We start from the raw sequence: 17,654 nt of genomic DNA, 5'->3' as shown, positions 1-17,654 counted from the left end.
ACTGCAAATACATGTACAATACAAATACACATCTCTAAGGAGGAATTTTAAAATGGGAGCTTGGGCATTAATAGCAGCAGCTATCGCAGTAGGTTTGGGTGCGCTTGGCGCAGGTATTGGTAACGGTCTGATCGTAAGTAAAACAGTTGAAGGTATCGCTCGTCAGCCAGAGGCGAAGTCCACCTTACAAACTATTATGTTTATCGGTGTAGGTCTGGTCGAAGCCCTACCTATTATCGGTGTCGTTCTGGCATTTATTTTTTACGCTAAGGCTTAATGAATTGAACTAAGCAAGGTTTGGCGGGGAAGGCACAGCCATCCGCGCCTTCTTTGTTCGTTGGAACATGAAAGATCCAGAACCGACGTTCACCGGAAAGGAGTGACTTCAATTGAGTTTAAATTGGACAAGTATCGTTTTCACTATCATTGCATTTTTGATCTTGTACTGGTTACTGACGCGCTATGCATTTGGCCCTCTCTTTTCCGTTATGGAAAAGCGGCGTCAACTCGTGTTACAGCAAATGAATGAGGCGGCACAAACGCGTGAACAGGCTGTTGCTTATGTTGAGGAGCAAAAGCAGGCTCTCCAACAGGCGCGTAAGGAAGCCTACGATATTATAGAACAGTCAAAACAAACAGGTAACAAGCAAGCGGAACAAATTATTATTCAGGCTAAAGACGAAGCTGTCCGCCTGAAAGACGAAGCTGTTCGTGAAATCACAAGCGAGCGTAATAAGGCAGTTGCCGAACTACGCAGCGAAGTGGGTAAAGCTTCGGTACAAATTGCTTCCAAACTGATTCAAAAGGAAATCAAGGAAGACCAAGTCCAGGGAGAGCTTGTCGACCAATACCTTAAAGAGGTAGGAGGCAAAGCATGAGCCGAGATACGGTAGTTGCCAAACGGTATGCGAAAGCTTTGTATGAAGTAGCAGAGCAGGAGCAAACCATTATGGAAACCGAACAGGAGCTACGTGCTTTTGTAGAAGCTGTATCGGGGGATGCTGAAATCCGTAAATTCATTAATTCTCCTAACATTACGGAAGTAGTCAAGCTTCAGGTTCTGGCTAGCAATTTTGAAGGCAAGTTGTCTGCGTCGCTGATTAACACGATTAAGCTGCTGATTCAGCGCAGTAGAGCAGATTTGTTCGAATCTCTCTTGGCCGGATATCTCGATATTCAGGAATACAAGCTGGGAATTGCCCATGCTAAGGTGTATTCGACTTATGCTTTAAGTGAGCAGGAAAAAACAGCGGTAGCCGAGGAATTCGGAACCCGTGAACATAAAACAATCCGTGTGGAAAATATAGTGGACCCGAGTCTGCTGGGCGGATTGAAAGTGGTTATCGGCGATACACTGTACGACGGCAGTCTGGCCGGCAAGCTGGATCGTCTCGAGAAATCCTTTAACAGACGAGTATAGAAGATAGGGGTGAACACACTTGAGTATCAAACCTGAGGAAATCAGTTCATTGATTAAAAGTCAGATTGAACAATATAAAAATGATATCGAGGTCGTTGAAGTCGGCACTGTTGTTGAAGTCGGCGACGGTATTGCCCGCGTCTACGGACTGGAAAAAGTTATGGCCGGTGAATTGGTCGAATTCGACACTGGCGTATTGGGCTTGGCGCTCAACGTGGAAGAAAGCAATGTCGGTGTTGTTATTTTGGGTCAATTCTCCGACATTCGTGAAGGTGGTCAAGTAAAACGTACAGGCCAGATCATGCAAGTCCCTGTAGGCGAAGCAATGATCGGGCGTGTAGTTAACCCGCTGGGGCAACCAGTAGACGGTAAAGGACCGATTGCTACAACAGAATTCCGTCCGGTTGAAAGTCAGGCTCCAGGCGTTATGGCCCGTAAATCGGTACATGAGCCTATGCAGACAGGAATTAAAGCTATTGATGCGATGGTTCCGATTGGACGTGGTCAACGTGAGTTGATTATCGGTGACCGTCAAACGGGTAAAACTTCTATCGCAATCGATGCTATTTTGAACCAAAAAGGCAACGGCATGAAATGTATTTATGTTGCTATTGGTCAAAAACAATCCACGGTTGCTCAAGTTGTTGAAACATTGCGTCGTCATGGTGCGCTGGAATACACGATTGTCGTTACGGCATCTGCTTCCGAACCATCACCATTGCTGTACATTGCTCCTTACTCTGGCTGTGCCATGGGTGAGTACTTTATGTACAAAGGCGAGCACGTCCTCGTTGTTTATGATGACTTGACTAAACAAGCGTCTGCTTACCGGGAACTTTCCCTGTTGCTGCGCCGTCCACCGGGTCGTGAAGCATATCCGGGTGACGTTTTCTACCTGCACTCTCGCTTGCTGGAACGTGCAGCGAAGCTGAATGATGAGTTGGGTGGCGGATCACTTACCGCATTGCCATTCATCGAGACACAGGCTTCCGACGTTTCTGCATATATTCCAACTAACGTTATCTCCATCACGGATGGACAGATCTTCCTGGAAGCTGACTTGTTCTATGCAGGGCAACGTCCGGCGATCAACGTAGGTATTTCCGTATCTCGTGTAGGTGGCTCCGCTCAGATTAAAGCGATGAAAAAGGTTGCAGGTTCCCTGCGTCTGGATCTTGCTCAATATCGCGAGCTTCAAGCGTTCTCCCAATTTGGGTCCGACTTGGATAAATCCACTAAAGCCCGTCTCGATCGCGGTGCACGCATGATGGAAATTTTGAAACAAGGTGTTAACCAACCGCTTGCTGTAGAGCAACAAGTAGTGAGCTTGTATACTGCTGTAAAAGGCTTCCTCGATGATATCCCTGTAGCGGATGTAAAACGTTTCGAAAAAGACTTCCTGTCTTTCATGGAGTCCGATCATCAGGATGTGCTTCAATCAATCCGCGACACGAAAGACTTGGTTGCTGATAATGAAGCAGCTTTGAAGGCAGCTATCGAGAAATTCAAAAAATCATTCGCCACGTCGGTTTAATTATATTGGAATTTGCCTGTTTATGATGAAAGATGTCCTAAGGAAGCGTACCCTCTGGGTTGTGGCTTCCTTGGCATGTTTTACTCTCAATAACAGGCCCTTTAACATATGTGCGGCTGGATTTTAATCTTATGAAGTTAGCTTTGGTTTGGCCAAAGCTTGAAGGTGGTGAAATCATGGCAAAAGGTATGCGCGACATTAAACGTCAGATTAAAAGTGTGCAGAGTTCGAAGCAGATTACGAAAGCGATGGAAATGGTCGCTGCCTCCAAACTGAGAAGAGCTCAAGAGAAAGCAGAGTCGGCTCGACCTTACTCGGAAAAGCTCAAAGAAGTTGTGAGTAGTATTGCCTCTGGAGCGAATAACATCAAGCATCCAATGCTGGAGAGTCGTCCGGTTAAAAAGACGGCTTATCTCATCATTACATCTGATCGTGGTCTGGCTGGTGGTTATAACGCTAATATTCTGCGACAGGTTACGCAGACGATTGCTGAACGTCACCGTTCACAGGATGAATTCGTGATTTTCATCATTGGGCGAAAAGGACGGGATTATTTCAGACGTCGTGAATTCCCTATTGCAGAATCGGTAACAGATCTATCAGATACACCTGCATTTTCAGATATCAAAACGATTGCTAGCAAAGCCGTACAAGGCTTTGAACTTAAAGAATTTGATGAGCTTTATCTATGCTATAACCGCTTTGTTAACGCATTGACTCAAATTCCAACAGTTGATCGGTTGTTGCCGATGGCAACACCGGATTCAGCTACAGCTTCATCCTCAATTAATTATGAGTATGAACCTTCACCAGAGGGAGTGCTGGAAGTATTGCTGCCCCGTTATGCGGAAACGCTCATTTACGGCGCTTTACTGGATGGTAAAGCAAGTGAACTGGGAGCGAAAATGACGGCGATGGGAGCTGCTACGAAAAATGCTACCAAGTTGATTGGAGAGCTTTCCTTGACCTATAACCGTGCTCGTCAAGCGGCTATTACCCAGGAAATTACGGAAATTGTCGCAGGGGCTAACGCTCAGTCTTAATACGACTGGCTTGCGACTATTTGATAACAGGGTCTACACTATTATGATAAACTGCGGGCGCAAAACAAATCAGAATGGTTCAGATTTGCGGCTGTGCAAGCTTGTAGGAGGGAAACCAAAAGATGAACAAAGGACGCGTAGTGAGCATCATGGGTCCGGTTGTCGACGTTGAGTTTGAACGTGGACAACTTCCGGAAATTCTGAATGCTATTCATATTGGGACTGTGCTGGAGAGCGGAGTCAAAATTGACCTGACGCTCGAAGCTTCAAAACATCTAGGTGATAACCGTGTGCGTTGTATTGCCATGTCTTCCACAGATGGTTTGGTTCGTGGAGCTGAAGCAATAGATCTGGGAGCGCCTATCTCTGTACCTGTCGGCGAAGCTACTCTTGGACGTGTATTTAACGTGCTTGGAACGCCAATTGACAATGGTGCTGATATGAGTGAAGCGGCTAGAAATCCGATTCACCGTCAAGCGCCTTCTTTCGAAGAACTGACAACTCAAGCAGAGATGCTCGAAACTGGTATTAAAGTTATCGACTTGCTGGCTCCTTATGCCAAGGGCGGTAAAGTCGGATTGTTTGGTGGTGCTGGTGTAGGTAAAACCGTAACCATTCAAGAACTGATTAACAATATCGCTCAGGAGCATGGTGGTATTTCTGTATTTGCGGGTGTTGGTGAACGCACACGTGAAGGAAATGACTTGTACCATGAAATGAGAGATTCCGGCGTTATCAACAAAACAGCGATGGTGTTCGGACAAATGAACGAGCCCCCAGGTGCACGTTTGCGTGTTGCCCTCACAGGTCTAACGATGGCGGAATATTTCCGTGACCAAGAAGGCCGTGATGTGTTGCTCTTTATTGATAACATTTTCCGCTTTACCCAAGCAGGCTCTGAGGTTTCTGCCCTGTTGGGACGTATGCCTTCTGCAGTAGGTTACCAGCCTACGCTGGCAACTGAGATGGGTCAATTGCAAGAACGGATCACTTCTACTAAAAAAGGTTCCGTTACTTCCATTCAGGCGATCTACGTGCCTGCGGATGACTATACTGACCCGGCTCCTGCTACAACGTTCGCTCACTTGGATGCTACAACGAATCTGGAACGTAAAATTTCCGAAATGGGTATTTACCCGGCGGTTGATCCACTCGCATCGAGCTCCCGTATTTTGTCTCCAGACGTTGTGGGTGAAGAGCATTACAATGTAGCGCAAGGGGTAAAACAAATTTTGGCCCGCTACAATGAGCTTCAGGATATTATTGCGATCCTGGGTATGGACGAGTTGAGTGAAGAAGATAAAATGCTGGTAGCACGTGCCCGTAAAATCCAGCGTTTCCTTTCACAACCTTTCCACGTTGCTGAGGCATTTAACGGCTTCCCGGGTAAATATGTACCGGTTAAAGAAACGGTGCGTAGCTTCAAAGAAATTTTGGAAGGCAAGCATGACAACCTTCCAGAAGCGGCCTTCCTTTTTGTAGGAGCCATTGAAGAAGCAGTTGAAAAAGCTAAAACGTTGTAAACATACAGGCAGAGAATAGCCGAGCCTTACGAAGTGAGCTGTCTGTGGACAGCTTCCAGGAGGGATTCAAGTGAGCACCTATTTACTAGAGATTGTGACGCCGGAGCGCCTGGTCTATGCAGAACAGGTAAACAGCATCAGTGTTCGCGGCTCGGAAGGCGATCTTGGGATTTTACCAGGACACCTTCCCTTGGTCACTCCCTTGAAGATTGCACCGGTTCGCATTAAAATCGGTGGTCAAACTGAAGTGATCGCGGTCAATGGGGGCTTTATTGAGGTCCGCAAAGACAAAGTGGTCATTTTGGCTGAGAGTGCGGAACGTTCCGAAGATATTGATGTGGAACGTGCCCGTGCGGCAAGGGAGCGGGCAGAACTGCGGCTCCAGAGCAAGCAGGAACAGATAGACCATCATCGGGCAGAAGTCGCTCTGCAACGGGCGCTTAACCGATTGAATGCCACAAGTATCAGAACCAATAAGAATTAATATTGGATTTTGAGTGGAATTTAAAAAGGGTTCGGCATAGTATACGGATGGAATGACAAAGAGAGCACTTCATAACTTCTGCCTAAGAATGCCTGCAGAAGGTAAGTGACGCCTTTGCTTCCTTCGATCACTGTGATCGAGCCCTTTTTTAGCTGTCTTTTCCAAAAGTATAGTCCTATTTCTAGGTTGATAGCTAGGTATTTAGTACCTTTTAAATTCGCGAAACAGAAGTGATTATTCACATTTTGTCGAAATAAATGTACTGGAAACAGAAATAGCACTAGCATATTAGGCGCTTGCCGAGTATTATAAAGAAGTCTGTGACGCAGATGGGAGGAATTACGAATGAACGGGAAGCAGCAGTTGGCTGAACAGTTAAGTCAATCGGCGAGTATGACCGCGCTGATCTCTATGATCGTATCGCTCATCTGTATAGCGTTAGCTTGGTGGGCTTTGCAAAGCTTAAAGCTGGATTTACTAATCCGGCAACCCAAAGGACCGCAGGGCAGATTGCTGCACTTGTTTCTTGCTATTATTTTGGGACAGTTGGTTTCTGGTTTCTTATTGAGCTACATCTCTTGGAGCCAGATGCTGTAGAATTTGTTTTAACATGAAGTAAGCGGGTTATATGACTTTATGACTCTGTATGTGCAGGAATTGTCGAATAACATCATGCCATATTGTTAACAATGGTAAACAAAAGCACCGTACATGTATAACAGCCTGAATCCGTTAGAACGCAGGTGGTCGTCAAGTGTAAAAAACGCTTGTATACTTGTTTTAATCAGTGGTATGATGGCAGTTAGGGTATTAATAAAATCTTGTTTTTTTATGTAATGAAAAAGCAAGGCATGAAAATAGCGGAATATGTTCTTTTTTCCAGAATGGAAAAGGGAAATGACGCGCGGAGGGAACCATAGATGAGCAAATTTATCGTCCGCGGTGGCAACAGATTGACCGGGAGTGTCAAAGTCAGCGGAGCCAAAAACTCAGTTCTGCCGATCATCGCCGCTTCTCTGTTAGGAGAAGAAGGAGAAAGTGTTATTATGGATGCACCTCCTCTAGACGATGTGATGACCATTAACAAAGTGCTGGAGTCCTTAGGAGCAGGCGTTACATACCAAGACGAGGTCATTCGTGTTGACGCGCGGAAGATAATTTCCTGTGAAGCCCCTTACGAGTGGGTTAGGAAAATGCGCGCATCATTTTTGGTTATGGGGCCATTGCTTACTCGTTTGGGACGTACAAGAATCTCGCTTCCAGGCGGATGCGCAATTGGAACAAGACCTATTGATCAGCATTTGAAGGGGTTTGAAGCGTTGGGCGCCGAGATAAGCTTGGGCCAGGGCTTTATTGAAGCTAAAAGTAACGGTCGTCTGCGCGGAGCTAAGGTTTATTTGGATGTAGCCAGCGTAGGAGCAACCGAGAATATTATGATGGCCGCTACTCTTGCTGAGGGCGTAACTACCATTGAGAATGCTGCTAAGGAGCCAGAGATCGTTGATCTCGCCAACTTCCTGAATGGCATGGGAGCCAAAGTACGCGGTGCAGGCACAGGCGTAATTCGTATAGAAGGCGTCGAGAAGCTGCATGGTGTAAAACATACGGTTATTCCCGACCGGGTAGAAGCAGGTACTTATATGGTTGCTGCTGCGATCACAGGCGGGAACGTATATGTAGAAGGCGCAATATCCGATCATTTGGGACCGGTTATATCCAAGATGGAAGAAATGGGTGTAACGATCCAACCTGATGAAAATGGTATTCGTGTCATTGCGGATAAACCGTTGAAGGCTGTTGATGTTAAAACGCTACCTTATCCTGGGTTTCCAACCGATATGCAGTCTCAGATGATGGCACTTCAACTTGCCGCTGAAGGAACGAGCATCATTACAGAAACCGTGTTTGAAAATCGTTTCATGCATGTAGATGAATTTCATCTCATGAATGCGGAGATTAAGGTCGAAGGTCGTTCGGCGATTGTAACTGGCAATGCTAAGCTGACGGGTGCGAAAGTAACCTCCACAGATTTGCGTGCAGGTGCTGCGTTAATTTTGACCGGACTTATTGCGGAAGGTACAACGGAGGTTTCCGGCGTTCATCACATCGATCGTGGTTACGTTCATTTGGCTGAGAAACTGACTGGATTGGGGGCTGACATTTACAGAGTGACTGTAGATGAATCCAAACTGGATCATTCGGCCAGCACAGAGCGCGTTGTACCAGAAGAAACTCCGGGGAATCTGTTCAAGAAGATTCAGCCTTCCCTCGCCTAAGCTTTAACTTATTGCATAGTTATAAAACTTGAGCAATTAGAACCAAGTCCGAAAGGGCTTGGTTTTTTTTGTGTTTTTGCTGCTTGTCTTTTTCATTCTTTCAGTTCTCTTAAAACGGTTCTATCAAAGTGGACGACCTCATATGATTGAAAATATCTGCTGGAGTATATCTGTACTTTCAGCCGGACACTTAGCCCTTTGATGGAGGTTTCAGCCTATGAAAGATTCACAGGTTCGCATCCGTATACCAATTCATCATCCTCAGGAACATCGCCAGGCCTCACTTGCGGAGGAAAGCTCTGGCTCTATAGCAACTTCGTTGCAGAAAAATAAACTTATGCAGCAGCATGCAGAATCAACAGGTGGATTGCCGACTATCGCCAAGACCAATCGGCGTACCACAGCGTTGACTTCCACTACACACACTATCGGTACGATTCTTCCTGACGCTGGAACATCGCCTGGTAACACATACGACGCAGGCAGGCGGCGGGGACCGCAGCCGCATCTGCGACCTGCAGCTGGGCGAGCCCCGCGTTGGGGCAGCCGCCGCCCATGGCTGCCATTTGCCGCCATGGCAGGGGTGCTGGTGCTTGCCATGGCTGTGCCCGCACTCATGGCATGGCCTCGCCAGGCGGCGCAGCCTTTGCCGACTGGGAGCCGCACAGCCGCACCCGCGCAGTCTAATACGACGGCAAAGAGCGAGGCACCCGTCACGCGCCTGCCGGGTGTCCCGCCGATACCGGCCGTACCCGCTGCTCCAGCGCGTAGCGTTCCGGTCGTGGCAGAGCCGGACGTGCGGGTGTACGTCACGTCTACTGGCCGGACGGAGACATTACCTTTGGAGCAATACATTGTCGGCGTAGTAGCAGCTGAAATGCCGCCCAGCTTTGAGGAAGAGGCATTGAAAGCACAGGCTATCGCCGCGCGTACATTCATTACCCGGCGTTTGTTGGCTGATGACACCAGCGGCGCCCCGGCAGGCGCAGATGTGACAGATACCGTTAAACACCAGGCTTACATCTCCAAAGCTAAACTTACTAGAGAATGGGAGCGTTCTGGTAAATCCGCAGATCTGGCAAAAATTCGCCAGGCTGTGCGCGAGACCAAGGATACAATCATGGTATATGAGGGTAAGCCCATTACAGCTTCTTTTTTTTCTACCAGCAACGGGTATACCGAAAATTCAGAGGATGTATGGGCGAAGGCCGTGCCCTATTTACGAAGTGTGTCTAGTCCATGGGACAAGCAGCTGGCCCCCCGTTTTACAGAAACCGTCACACTGAGCCGTCAAAGCGTGTTCGATAGATTGGGATTGAGTCGTGCTGCGGTCACTGCTTCTACTGGAGGTGGGAGTATGCCAGAGATTCGTATACTCTCCAAGACAGAAGGGCATCGCATCAAGAAGATTGAGGTGGGAGGCTTGGTCTTTACGGGGCCGGAGATTCGTAACAAACTAGGGCTGCGATCGGCTGAATTTACGTGGAAGACCGAAGGGGACCGGATTGCAATAACAACCTATGGGTATGGCCATGGCGTCGGTATGAGCCAGTGGGGAGCCAATGGAATGGCCAAGGAAGGTCATACCGCCACTCAGATTCTTCTTCACTATTATACTGGCATTTCTTTTGCGAATGCCTCTCGTATTCTAAGTTAGTAAATTTTTCGTAACTTTGAAGTATAAAAGAGTTGCGCCCGGTAACACTGGTTACTGAGGTGATGAGCAAATGAGTGAACAAAATAAAAACCAGAACCAAAATCATGAAGATACACCCAAAACCTTTCAGGGTGGAAGAGCTTCACGGCCGTCTTCGTGGAAAAAGCTGTTGTCCAAAAGGTGGGCATACCCGGCAGCCTACATTGCCGCAGCAGCCATTATACTAACCTTAGTGTGGGTCTATCAGGATGCTAGCCAGAAGTCTTTCAAACCTGACCCAGCTAGTCCATCGGTACAAAGCACAAGCGCAGTGAGTACCGATGTTAACGAACAACAACCAGAAAGTGTGGAGGTTGTTGCTCAGTCAGAAAATATCTCGTGGCCAGTGGCAGATGCTAGCGCAGTGAAGGTCGTAAAGCCTTTCTTTGACGAAAACGCGACAGCTGATGAGCAAGCGGCAGCTATGGTAGAGTACGATAAAACATTTACCGCTAACACGGGGATTGACCTTTCTCGGTCCGACGATCAGGCGTTTGAAGTGAGAGCCGCTCTGAGTGGAAAAGTATCTCGTGTGGAACAACATCCGCTGGTAGGTAACGTCGTAGAAATCACGCATGATAATAATCTCAAAACAGTGTACCAAAGCTTGAGCGATCTGAAAGTAAAAGAAGGCGATCAAGTAAAACAAAATGATGTGATTGCTTCAGCAGGGCGCAACGAGCTTGAAAAGGATTTGAAAACACATCTGCATTTTGAAGTGTACCAGGATGACAAGCCGGTGAATCCAGCAGGTCTGCTTCCTAAAAAATAAATGGATCATAGCTTTGCATGCAAAGCGGGGAATTCAAATTCCCTGCTTTTTTCTTGTGTAGTTTTAGCGCATGAGGTAAACATAAGCTGCTTTTGCCAAATAAATAGGCCTTCCGAAGCATGTCTTCCCACCAAACCGCGAATATATAGGCACGCTCCTCATATAATGTACCAAACTATCCACAGTAGGGAGGCGGGAGCGTGCACGATTACATCAAGGAACGGACCATCAAAATCGGTCGCTGTATCGTGGAAACAAGGAATACGGTCCGTACGATTGCCAAGGAATTTGGTGTCTCCAAGAGCACGGTGCATAAAGATCTGACCGAACGGCTGCCTGAAATTAACCCGGATCTTGCCGATCAGGTGAAGCACATTCTCGAATACCATAAATCCATCCGCCATCTGCGGGGGGGTGAAGCGACGAAAATTAAGTACAAAAAAACGAGTGGGAAAAGAAGGGGAATTCTTGTTTCCGGCAAGTCCTAAAAATATATAGTGAATTGGCTGGCAAAGCCATTGAATCAACCCCCTGAAGTATGATATGTTAAAAGATGGTACAAGACGAAAAATGACATGTAACCGTAGGTTTATACATATATTTGCCGCTTCTTGTCGAATCTTAGCTTTTTAAAATATCACTTTGGGGGCCTTTTTAATATGTTCAGTAATGATATCGGTATCGACCTCGGTACGGCCAACGTGCTTATCCACGTCAAAGGTAAGGGGGTTGTTCTTGATGAACCTTCCGTTGTTGCGATAGAAAGCGATACAAAAAGAGTTCTGGCTGTCGGAGAAGAAGCGCGCCGTATGGTAGGACGTACTCCTGGTAATATCATAGCCATCCGTCCATTGCGTGATGGTGTCATCGCCGATTTTGAAGTAACAGAAGCGATGTTGAAATATTTTATTAATCGGGTAGGGGGAAAAAGTTGGTACAGCCACCCTCGTATTTTGATTTGTGCGCCGACGAACATTACCTCAGTGGAGCAAAAAGCGATTCGTGAAGCGGCGGAGCGTAGCGGGGCGAAAGAAGTATTTTTGGAGGAAGAGCCAAAAGCGGCTGCCATCGGGGCAGGAATGGATATCTTTGAGCCTAGCGGCAACATGGTCGTAGATATCGGTGGCGGAACAACAGACGTTGCAGTCCTCTCTATGGGAGATGTTGTAACAGCTTCTTCTATTAAAATGGCAGGGGACAAATTTGATACAGCCATCATGAAATATGTAAAAACGAAGTACAAGCTTCTCATCGGGGAACGTACGGCTGAGGATATCAAGATTGCTATCGGAACCGTGCATCCGAGCGGACGACGTGCTGAGATGGACATCCGTGGACGGGATATGGTATCCGGATTGCCCAAGACGTTAAGTATTTCCGCGGAAGAAGTGCAGGATGCGCTGAGAGATCCCGTGTCAGCGATTGTAGCTGCAGCTAAGTTTGTACTGGAGCAGACCCCACCGGAGCTATCAGCCGATATTATTGACCGTGGTGTCATTTTGACTGGCGGTGGTGCGTTGCTTAGCGGTTTGGACGAGCTGCTTGCTGAAGAATTGCGTGTTCCAGTGCTGGTTGCTGAAGATCCGATGCATTGTGTCGTTAAAGGTACAGGAATTATGCTGGATAATTTGGATCATGTGGTTAAGAAAAAGTTCTAATCTGCCGATAGTGACTATAAGAGACTCGTGTGCGGTCAGGCAGGTTGCCTAGCATTTTGGCTTTAGTGCCTCCATGCGAGCATATAATTGATGAGCAGAGTATAGGATTGGGGTGCACGATACATGTTGAGAGGTTTATATACTGCGGCCGCCGGAATGATGACACAACAACGACGTCATGACACTGTGACGCAAAATATTGCTAATATGAATACCACGGGATATAAACAGGAGAATAGCGTTCAACGCTCATTCCCCGAAATGCTTATTTCCATGACGGGGGGAAACCCTGATAACCCGGACCGTACGGTCGGCAAGCTCAATACTGGCGTTTTTGCTGAGGAAAGCCTCTCTCCTTACATTCAGGGAGCGTTGAAGGATAGTGGACAAACTACGGATTTTGCGTTACAGTCCAATATTAATGTGAACGACCCGGCTACTGGTCGACCTATGGCTTTTGATCAGGCTGGAAAATTCATCAATGCTAACGGTGAAGTCACCTATCGTCCAGAAGCGTTTTTTACGGTACGGGACAATAATGGTAATGTCCGCTATACACGTGATGGGCATTTCCAAGTAAATGGAACGGGAGCATTGCTTTCGTCGACTGGTTCAGCAGTGTTGGATACGAATGGAAACCCAATTCAATTGACGGGGTCTGTCTCAGCGCTTAAAGTAAATGAACGGGGTCAATTGATGGACAGCCAATCCAACCAGTTGCTCGGAACGACGCTTGGAATTAGTGTGATTGATCGGCCGTACCAGCTCGTTCGTGAGGGCAACGGTAATTTCCGCCTGAATGATACGGATGGTGCTACGGCTAGAATGATGACCGCTAATGATACTGTATCTGTTCGCCAGGGCTATCTGGAAGTATCTAATGTAGATGCTGCTCAGTCGATGGTGGACATGATGGCTGCGTTAAGAGCGTATGAAGCGAATCAGAAGGTTATTCAATTTTATGATAAAAGCTTGGACAAGGCCGTTAACGAAGTAGGCCGTGTATAACAGGGGGTAAGTGATGAACAACTCCATGATTGGCGCAATGGTGTCTATGGCCAGTGTGCAGCAGCGTTTGGATTTAATTGCCGATAATATCGCCAATGTCAATACGGTTGGTTATAAGAGTAAACAAGGTTCCTTTGAAGATGTATTGGCTAATGTGCAGCAACAGCCTTCAACGTATCTCCAAAATGGACGGGCGATGCCGCTCGGCTATAATTTGGGCTATGGAGTCAAAACGACCTCAATTATGAAAAATATGGAACAAGGTCCGCTCAAGGAGACGGGACTTCCTACGGATCTGGCGATCCAGGGGAATGCCTTGTTTGAAATCCAGGGAAATGGGCAAAAAGCTTGGACGCGTGACGGCAGCTTTCATTTTATTCCTGATCCGAATGATAATGAGACGATGATGTTGACCACTGCCGAAGGTTATTCTGTGCTGGATAATAACGATATTCCTGTGACTGCGCCAGCGGGTTCCAAAGTAGCTATTAACTCCGATGGCGAATTGCTAATTCGTGCTAATGGAACTGGCGCTCCGACAGTTGGTCAGCGAATTAAGCTAATGGATGTACAGCGTCCAGAAGGATTGCAACAGCGGGATGATAACCTGTTTGTGTTAGCAAATGGTGTGACAGAAGCCGATGTATTCGGGGCAGCTGGGGTGGCAGGTGCTGTTCCAACGGACGTATCTGTGCGTTCCGGTTATCTTGAGGAGTCTAATGTGGATTTAGCGGGCGAAATGACAGATATGATGCAAGTCCAGCGGATGTATCAAATGGCGGCACGGGCATTAACCTCTAGCGATACGATGATGAACCTGGCCAATAATTTGAGGGCTTAAGGATTTGGTGATGAAGGAAGAACAATCTGATTCCCGTCCGGTGCCTGAAAAGACTAAATCCCGCTGGCGTACTGCTCGTTATTTCGTAGTTCCGTTGTTGCTCCTGTTCTCGCTGTTAGGCGGCTTAATTGCAGGATATGTAATTGTAGGTAAGCAAGGGCTGGCAGGCGTATTTGAATGGAAAACCTGGCAGCATGTCATTGATCTTATATTTGCGCCTTGATTTATTTTTAAAAAAGTGACTGTGGTGGGAGAAGGTCGCTCCGCGAATGATTTGATCTTACGATCGCTGTTGCAACGGAATTTTCATATTATTAAGTTATTTAGATGTAAAAATCCCGTTGCAAAGGCGAACACTTACGCTTCTCCAGATTCAAATCCTTCGTTCCGCTGCTACCCGCCATTGTCCACTTTTGTAAAGGTAAATCAACCCGCTATTTTGTGGGTAGTAAATAAAAAAACAAACCCTGTGCCAGTGGCGCAGGGTTTTATTATGTTTTCACCGCAGAACCCTCCAGTGTAGCGAGTATGGATTGCAACCAATTGAGGCCGTTCAGAGGCCTTCGTTTGTTTTGTTTGCTCTTCGCGACAAGCGAGTATTATTGAAGCGAGCTTTCTTTTTGAGCTAAAAGTAACTAGGCGAAGAGGTTTATTTGAATCTGGAGAAGCGGTAGCGTTCGCCTTTGCCCCTAAATTTTAACCTTGCAGGCTTTTGTAAATTGAGAAAATTAAGGGGCAACAGCGATCGGAAGATCAAATAAATCACGTAGCCCTCTCCCCCTTGGCTCAAAGGAAACTTCGCTTCACCCCCATAATAGGAGCAACAAATATGGTACTTCCGCATAATTTTCTTTTTGCATCTGATGAATGTATAATGATGGGGAGTTTATAACACTACGGGGTAAAACCAAGCACGAGCAAAAGGGCTTCTTCTCGCCTCTGTTGCGTAACCGGCGGAAAAAGCCCCTTATCTCAACCTTCACTTCTGCAGTAGGTGAAGGATATCTAACATTGTTGCCGTGATGAGCTGTTTTTATACAGCGTTAGCGGGGGAATATTATGCTTGCAGTAACTCTGGCTGAACAGAGTCAAATCTGCAAGCGAGAGGAGTTATTAAGGTAAATGGACAAATTGCAATTGGATGTTAATCAAATTCAGGAGATTATTCCGCATCGACCGCCATTTTTGTTGGTGGACCGTATTATTGAACTGGAGGAAGGTAAAAGAGCAGTAGGCATTAAAAATGTAACGATGACTGAGCCTCATTTCATTGGACATTTTCCGGGTTATCCCGTTATGCCTGGTGTGTTGATCACTGAAGCGTTGGCTCAAGTCGGAGCAGTCGCCTTACTGCACCTAGAGAGCAATCGCGGCAAAATCGGCTTTTTGGCAGGGTTGGACGGTTTCCGTTTCCGTGGACAGGTAGTCCCTGGGGATACGCTGACACTTGAAGTGGAAATCACTCGTTCCAAAGGTGCTTTTGGTAAAGGGAAAGCTACGGCGAAAGTGGGCGACACAGTAGTAGCTGAGGGCGAGATTATGTTTGCTTTATCAGACCCACCCCAATAGACAAGCCCTGCCGACATAAGCACGACGTCTGAACCGAGTGCATGTGTACATAGAGATCCTGTTTTGACAACCCAAAAATGGAGAGGGGAAATTCCGTATGACGCAGTTGAGTAAAAAAGCATTAGAAGGCATTGAGAGCTGGCTGCAAGACCCTTATATTGATGAAGAAACCAAACAGGAGTTGCGCGCATTGCAAGGCAACGACCAGGAACTAGAGGATCGCTTTTACAAAGAACTGGAATTCGGTACAGGCGGTCTACGTGGAGTAATTGGGGCAGGCAGTAACCGGATGAATCGTTATGTGATCGGACGTGCGACTCAAGGGCTCGCTCGCTATATTTTAGAGCAGCATGCTGGCAAAGAAGGCAAACCTTCGGTTGTCATTGCACATGATTCGCGTCATTTTTCGCCAGAGTTTGCTTTGGATGCAGCTTTGGTGCTGGCGGGCAATGGTATCGTAGCTAAGTTGTTCCCTTCCTTGCGTCCAACGCCACAGCTTTCGTTTAGTGTACGTCATTTGGGAGCCAGTGGAGGAATTGTTGTCACGGCGAGTCACAATCCTCCCGAGTATAATGGTTACAAGGTATACAATAATGAAGGTGGTCAGCTTGTTCCAGATCAGGCTGAAAAGGTGATTGGCTATATTCGTGAGGTCCCTTCTTTTGCTGACATCAAAAGTCTGACACGTAAAGAAGCAGAGGCACAGGGATTGTTGGTTTGGCTTGGAGAAGAGGAAGATGAAGCGTTTGTGGATACGGTAGCCGGTGTGAGTGTGAACCGAGAACTGATTGCAGCTGGACCGGGCAAGAACTTTAAAGTTGTGTTTACACCTCTTCATGGCACTGGAAATACACCTGTTCGTCGTGTACTGGAGAAAATCGGTTTTGAACAGGTGCATATTGTGCCTGAGCAAGAGCAGCCAGATGCAGAATTTTCGACCGTTAAGTCGCCTAATCCGGAAGAACGTGATGCGTTCAAGCTGGCCATTGCGCTGGGTGAGAAGATTGGTGCAGATCTGTTGATCGGAACAGACCCTGATGCTGACCGTATGGGGGCAGTTGTGAAAAACCGTGATGGCGAATATGTGGTATTGTCCGGTAATCAGTCCGGCGCAATTATGGTTTACTACTTGCTGAATCAACTGAAAGAAACTGGTAAGCTTCCGAATAATGGTGCAGTTATCAAAACCATCGTAACTAGCGAAATGGGTGCAGTCATTGCCGAACATTTTGGAGCAACAGTGTTTAACACGCTAACCGGCTTCAAATATATTGGCGAGAAAATGAACCAGTTTGACCAAACTGGCGAGTATACCTACCTGTTTGGCTATGAAGAGAGCTACGGCTATCTGGCAGGAAATTACGCACGTGACAAGGATGCTGTCTTGGCGGCCATGCTGATCGCCGAAGCTGCTGCTTATTACAGCACGCAAGGCAAGACGCTCTATGATGTTTTACAAGAGCTATACGAGCAGTTTGGCTACTTCCTTGAAAAGCTGGAGTCTCGTACACTCAAGGGTAAGGATGGAGTGGAGCAAATCCAGAGCAAAATGACGGATTGGCGCAGCAACGCACCTCAAGAGATTGCAGGTGTGAAGGTAGACAAAGTACTGGACTACTCGCAAGGCTTGGACGGACTTCCGCAGGAAAACGTACTCAAGTTTTTATTGGAGGACGGTTCTTGGTTCTGCCTGCGTCCTTCGGGCACAGAGCCTAAAATCAAAGTATACTTTGCAGTACGTGGTTTCTCGCTGTCAGACGCGGAGCAAAGAATCGGTCAGCTGGTCGATGCTGTTATGGCCCGCGTAGACGCTTGAGAAAATTCCCTTTA

General features: G+C 47.0%; 18 protein-coding genes. All 18 read left to right on the top strand.

Annotated features, from left to right (window positions below; translation table 11 throughout):
• Positions 1–52 precede the first annotated feature (52 nt).
• The 18 genes from atpE to ACU1JV_RS21585 all read left to right on the top strand — a co-directional run bounded on the left by atpE (position 53) and on the right by ACU1JV_RS21585 (position 17,640).
• Entirely contained in the window at positions 53–277 is a 225-nt protein-coding gene (gene atpE / locus ACU1JV_RS21670) for a F0F1 ATP synthase subunit C (RefSeq protein ID WP_013373437.1), read from the top strand.
• Between the two features lie 112 nt (positions 278–389).
• A complete protein-coding gene (gene atpF, locus ACU1JV_RS21665) occupies positions 390–878 on the top strand; it encodes a F0F1 ATP synthase subunit B (RefSeq protein WP_013373436.1) in 489 nt (162 codons plus the stop codon).
• Positions 875–1,420, top strand: coding sequence for a F0F1 ATP synthase subunit delta (locus tag ACU1JV_RS21660; protein WP_165079752.1), 546 nt, complete (start codon positions 875–877; stop codon positions 1,418–1,420). The genes atpF and ACU1JV_RS21660 overlap by 4 nt, the downstream gene beginning before the upstream one ends.
• A gap of 19 nt (positions 1,421–1,439) precedes the next feature.
• Positions 1,440–2,954, top strand: a complete 1,515-nt coding sequence (gene atpA / locus ACU1JV_RS21655) for a F0F1 ATP synthase subunit alpha (RefSeq protein ID WP_016822886.1) — start codon at positions 1,440–1,442, stop codon at positions 2,952–2,954.
• Positions 2,955–3,130: 176 nt separating this feature from the next.
• On the top strand, positions 3,131–3,997 hold the full coding sequence (atpG, locus tag ACU1JV_RS21650) for an ATP synthase F1 subunit gamma (RefSeq protein ID WP_013373433.1): 867 nt from the start codon (positions 3,131–3,133) through the stop codon (positions 3,995–3,997).
• Positions 3,998–4,119: 122 nt separating this feature from the next.
• Complete coding sequence (gene atpD, locus ACU1JV_RS21645; RefSeq protein ID WP_013373432.1) at positions 4,120–5,520, top strand: F0F1 ATP synthase subunit beta; 1,401 nt, start codon at positions 4,120–4,122, stop codon at positions 5,518–5,520.
• Between the two features lie 70 nt (positions 5,521–5,590).
• On the top strand, positions 5,591–6,004 hold the full coding sequence (locus ACU1JV_RS21640) for a F0F1 ATP synthase subunit epsilon (protein WP_013373431.1): 414 nt from the start codon (positions 5,591–5,593) through the stop codon (positions 6,002–6,004).
• 345 nt (positions 6,005–6,349) lie between these two features.
• Positions 6,350–6,601 carry a DUF1146 family protein gene (locus ACU1JV_RS21635; RefSeq protein ID WP_013373430.1) on the top strand — a complete coding sequence of 84 codons (252 nt, stop codon included), beginning with the start codon at positions 6,350–6,352 and terminating at the stop codon, positions 6,599–6,601.
• Between the two features lie 323 nt (positions 6,602–6,924).
• Positions 6,925–8,280 carry a UDP-N-acetylglucosamine 1-carboxyvinyltransferase gene (murA, locus tag ACU1JV_RS21630; RefSeq protein WP_040102706.1) on the top strand — a complete coding sequence of 452 codons (1,356 nt, stop codon included), beginning with the start codon at positions 6,925–6,927 and terminating at the stop codon, positions 8,278–8,280.
• Positions 8,281–8,497: 217 nt separating this feature from the next.
• Positions 8,498–9,937 carry a stage II sporulation protein D gene (gene spoIID, locus ACU1JV_RS21625; RefSeq protein ID WP_413987112.1) on the top strand — a complete coding sequence of 480 codons (1,440 nt, stop codon included), beginning with the start codon at positions 8,498–8,500 and terminating at the stop codon, positions 9,935–9,937.
• A gap of 70 nt (positions 9,938–10,007) precedes the next feature.
• On the top strand, positions 10,008–10,748 hold the full coding sequence (locus ACU1JV_RS21620; RefSeq protein ID WP_264216868.1) for a peptidoglycan DD-metalloendopeptidase family protein: 741 nt from the start codon (positions 10,008–10,010) through the stop codon (positions 10,746–10,748).
• 200 nt (positions 10,749–10,948) lie between these two features.
• Positions 10,949–11,236, top strand: a complete 288-nt coding sequence (gene spoIIID, locus ACU1JV_RS21615) for a sporulation transcriptional regulator SpoIIID (RefSeq protein ID WP_013373425.1) — start codon at positions 10,949–10,951, stop codon at positions 11,234–11,236.
• Between the two features lie 171 nt (positions 11,237–11,407).
• Positions 11,408–12,406 (top strand): rod shape-determining protein, encoded by a 999-nt coding sequence (mreB, locus tag ACU1JV_RS21610; protein WP_016324820.1) that lies wholly within the window; start codon positions 11,408–11,410, stop codon positions 12,404–12,406.
• 123 nt (positions 12,407–12,529) lie between these two features.
• The gene (locus ACU1JV_RS21605; protein ID WP_413987111.1) at positions 12,530–13,414 is read left to right on the top strand and encodes a flagellar hook-basal body protein; all 885 of its coding nucleotides are present in this window, start codon (positions 12,530–12,532) and stop codon (positions 13,412–13,414) included.
• 13 nt (positions 13,415–13,427) lie between these two features.
• Positions 13,428–14,255, top strand: coding sequence for a flagellar hook-basal body protein (locus tag ACU1JV_RS21600; RefSeq protein ID WP_264216867.1), 828 nt, complete (start codon positions 13,428–13,430; stop codon positions 14,253–14,255).
• A 10-nt stretch (positions 14,256–14,265) separates the two neighbouring features.
• On the top strand, positions 14,266–14,478 hold the full coding sequence (locus tag ACU1JV_RS21595; protein WP_007432733.1) for a DNA-directed RNA polymerase subunit beta: 213 nt from the start codon (positions 14,266–14,268) through the stop codon (positions 14,476–14,478).
• Positions 14,479–15,377: 899 nt separating this feature from the next.
• A complete protein-coding gene (gene fabZ, locus ACU1JV_RS21590) occupies positions 15,378–15,824 on the top strand; it encodes a 3-hydroxyacyl-ACP dehydratase FabZ (protein ID WP_013373420.1) in 447 nt (148 codons plus the stop codon).
• Positions 15,825–15,921: 97 nt separating this feature from the next.
• Entirely contained in the window at positions 15,922–17,640 is a 1,719-nt protein-coding gene (locus tag ACU1JV_RS21585) for a phospho-sugar mutase (RefSeq protein WP_413987110.1), read from the top strand.
• Positions 17,641–17,654 lie beyond the last annotated feature (14 nt).

Source organism: Paenibacillus sp. T2-29 (assembly GCF_052921365.1).
The sequence above is the reverse complement of the archived record's forward strand: the minus strand, read 5'-3'. Positions and strand labels throughout refer to the sequence as shown.

What these genes read in the sequence shown, in the direction of transcription:
- ACU1JV_RS21585 (WP_413987110.1), top strand. Translation starts at nt 15,922, where the DNA reads ATGACGCAGTTGAGTAAAAAAGCATTAGAAGGCATTGAGAGCTGGCTG.
- mreB (WP_016324820.1), top strand. Translation starts at nt 11,408, where the DNA reads ATGTTCAGTAATGATATCGGTATCGACCTCGGTACGGCCAACGTGCTT.
- atpG (WP_013373433.1), top strand. Translation starts at nt 3,131, where the DNA reads ATGGCAAAAGGTATGCGCGACATTAAACGTCAGATTAAAAGTGTGCAG.
- spoIID (WP_413987112.1), top strand. Translation starts at nt 8,498, where the DNA reads ATGAAAGATTCACAGGTTCGCATCCGTATACCAATTCATCATCCTCAG.
- fabZ (WP_013373420.1), top strand. Translation starts at nt 15,378, where the DNA reads ATGGACAAATTGCAATTGGATGTTAATCAAATTCAGGAGATTATTCCG.
- ACU1JV_RS21600 (WP_264216867.1), top strand. Translation starts at nt 13,428, where the DNA reads ATGAACAACTCCATGATTGGCGCAATGGTGTCTATGGCCAGTGTGCAG.
- atpE (WP_013373437.1), top strand. Translation starts at nt 53, where the DNA reads ATGGGAGCTTGGGCATTAATAGCAGCAGCTATCGCAGTAGGTTTGGGT.
- ACU1JV_RS21635 (WP_013373430.1), top strand. Translation starts at nt 6,350, where the DNA reads ATGAACGGGAAGCAGCAGTTGGCTGAACAGTTAAGTCAATCGGCGAGT.
- atpD (WP_013373432.1), top strand. Translation starts at nt 4,120, where the DNA reads ATGAACAAAGGACGCGTAGTGAGCATCATGGGTCCGGTTGTCGACGTT.
- murA (WP_040102706.1), top strand. Translation starts at nt 6,925, where the DNA reads ATGAGCAAATTTATCGTCCGCGGTGGCAACAGATTGACCGGGAGTGTC.
- ACU1JV_RS21595 (WP_007432733.1), top strand. Translation starts at nt 14,266, where the DNA reads ATGAAGGAAGAACAATCTGATTCCCGTCCGGTGCCTGAAAAGACTAAA.
- ACU1JV_RS21605 (WP_413987111.1), top strand. Translation starts at nt 12,530, where the DNA reads ATGTTGAGAGGTTTATATACTGCGGCCGCCGGAATGATGACACAACAA.
- ACU1JV_RS21660 (WP_165079752.1), top strand. Translation starts at nt 875, where the DNA reads ATGAGCCGAGATACGGTAGTTGCCAAACGGTATGCGAAAGCTTTGTAT.
- ACU1JV_RS21620 (WP_264216868.1), top strand. Translation starts at nt 10,008, where the DNA reads ATGAGTGAACAAAATAAAAACCAGAACCAAAATCATGAAGATACACCC.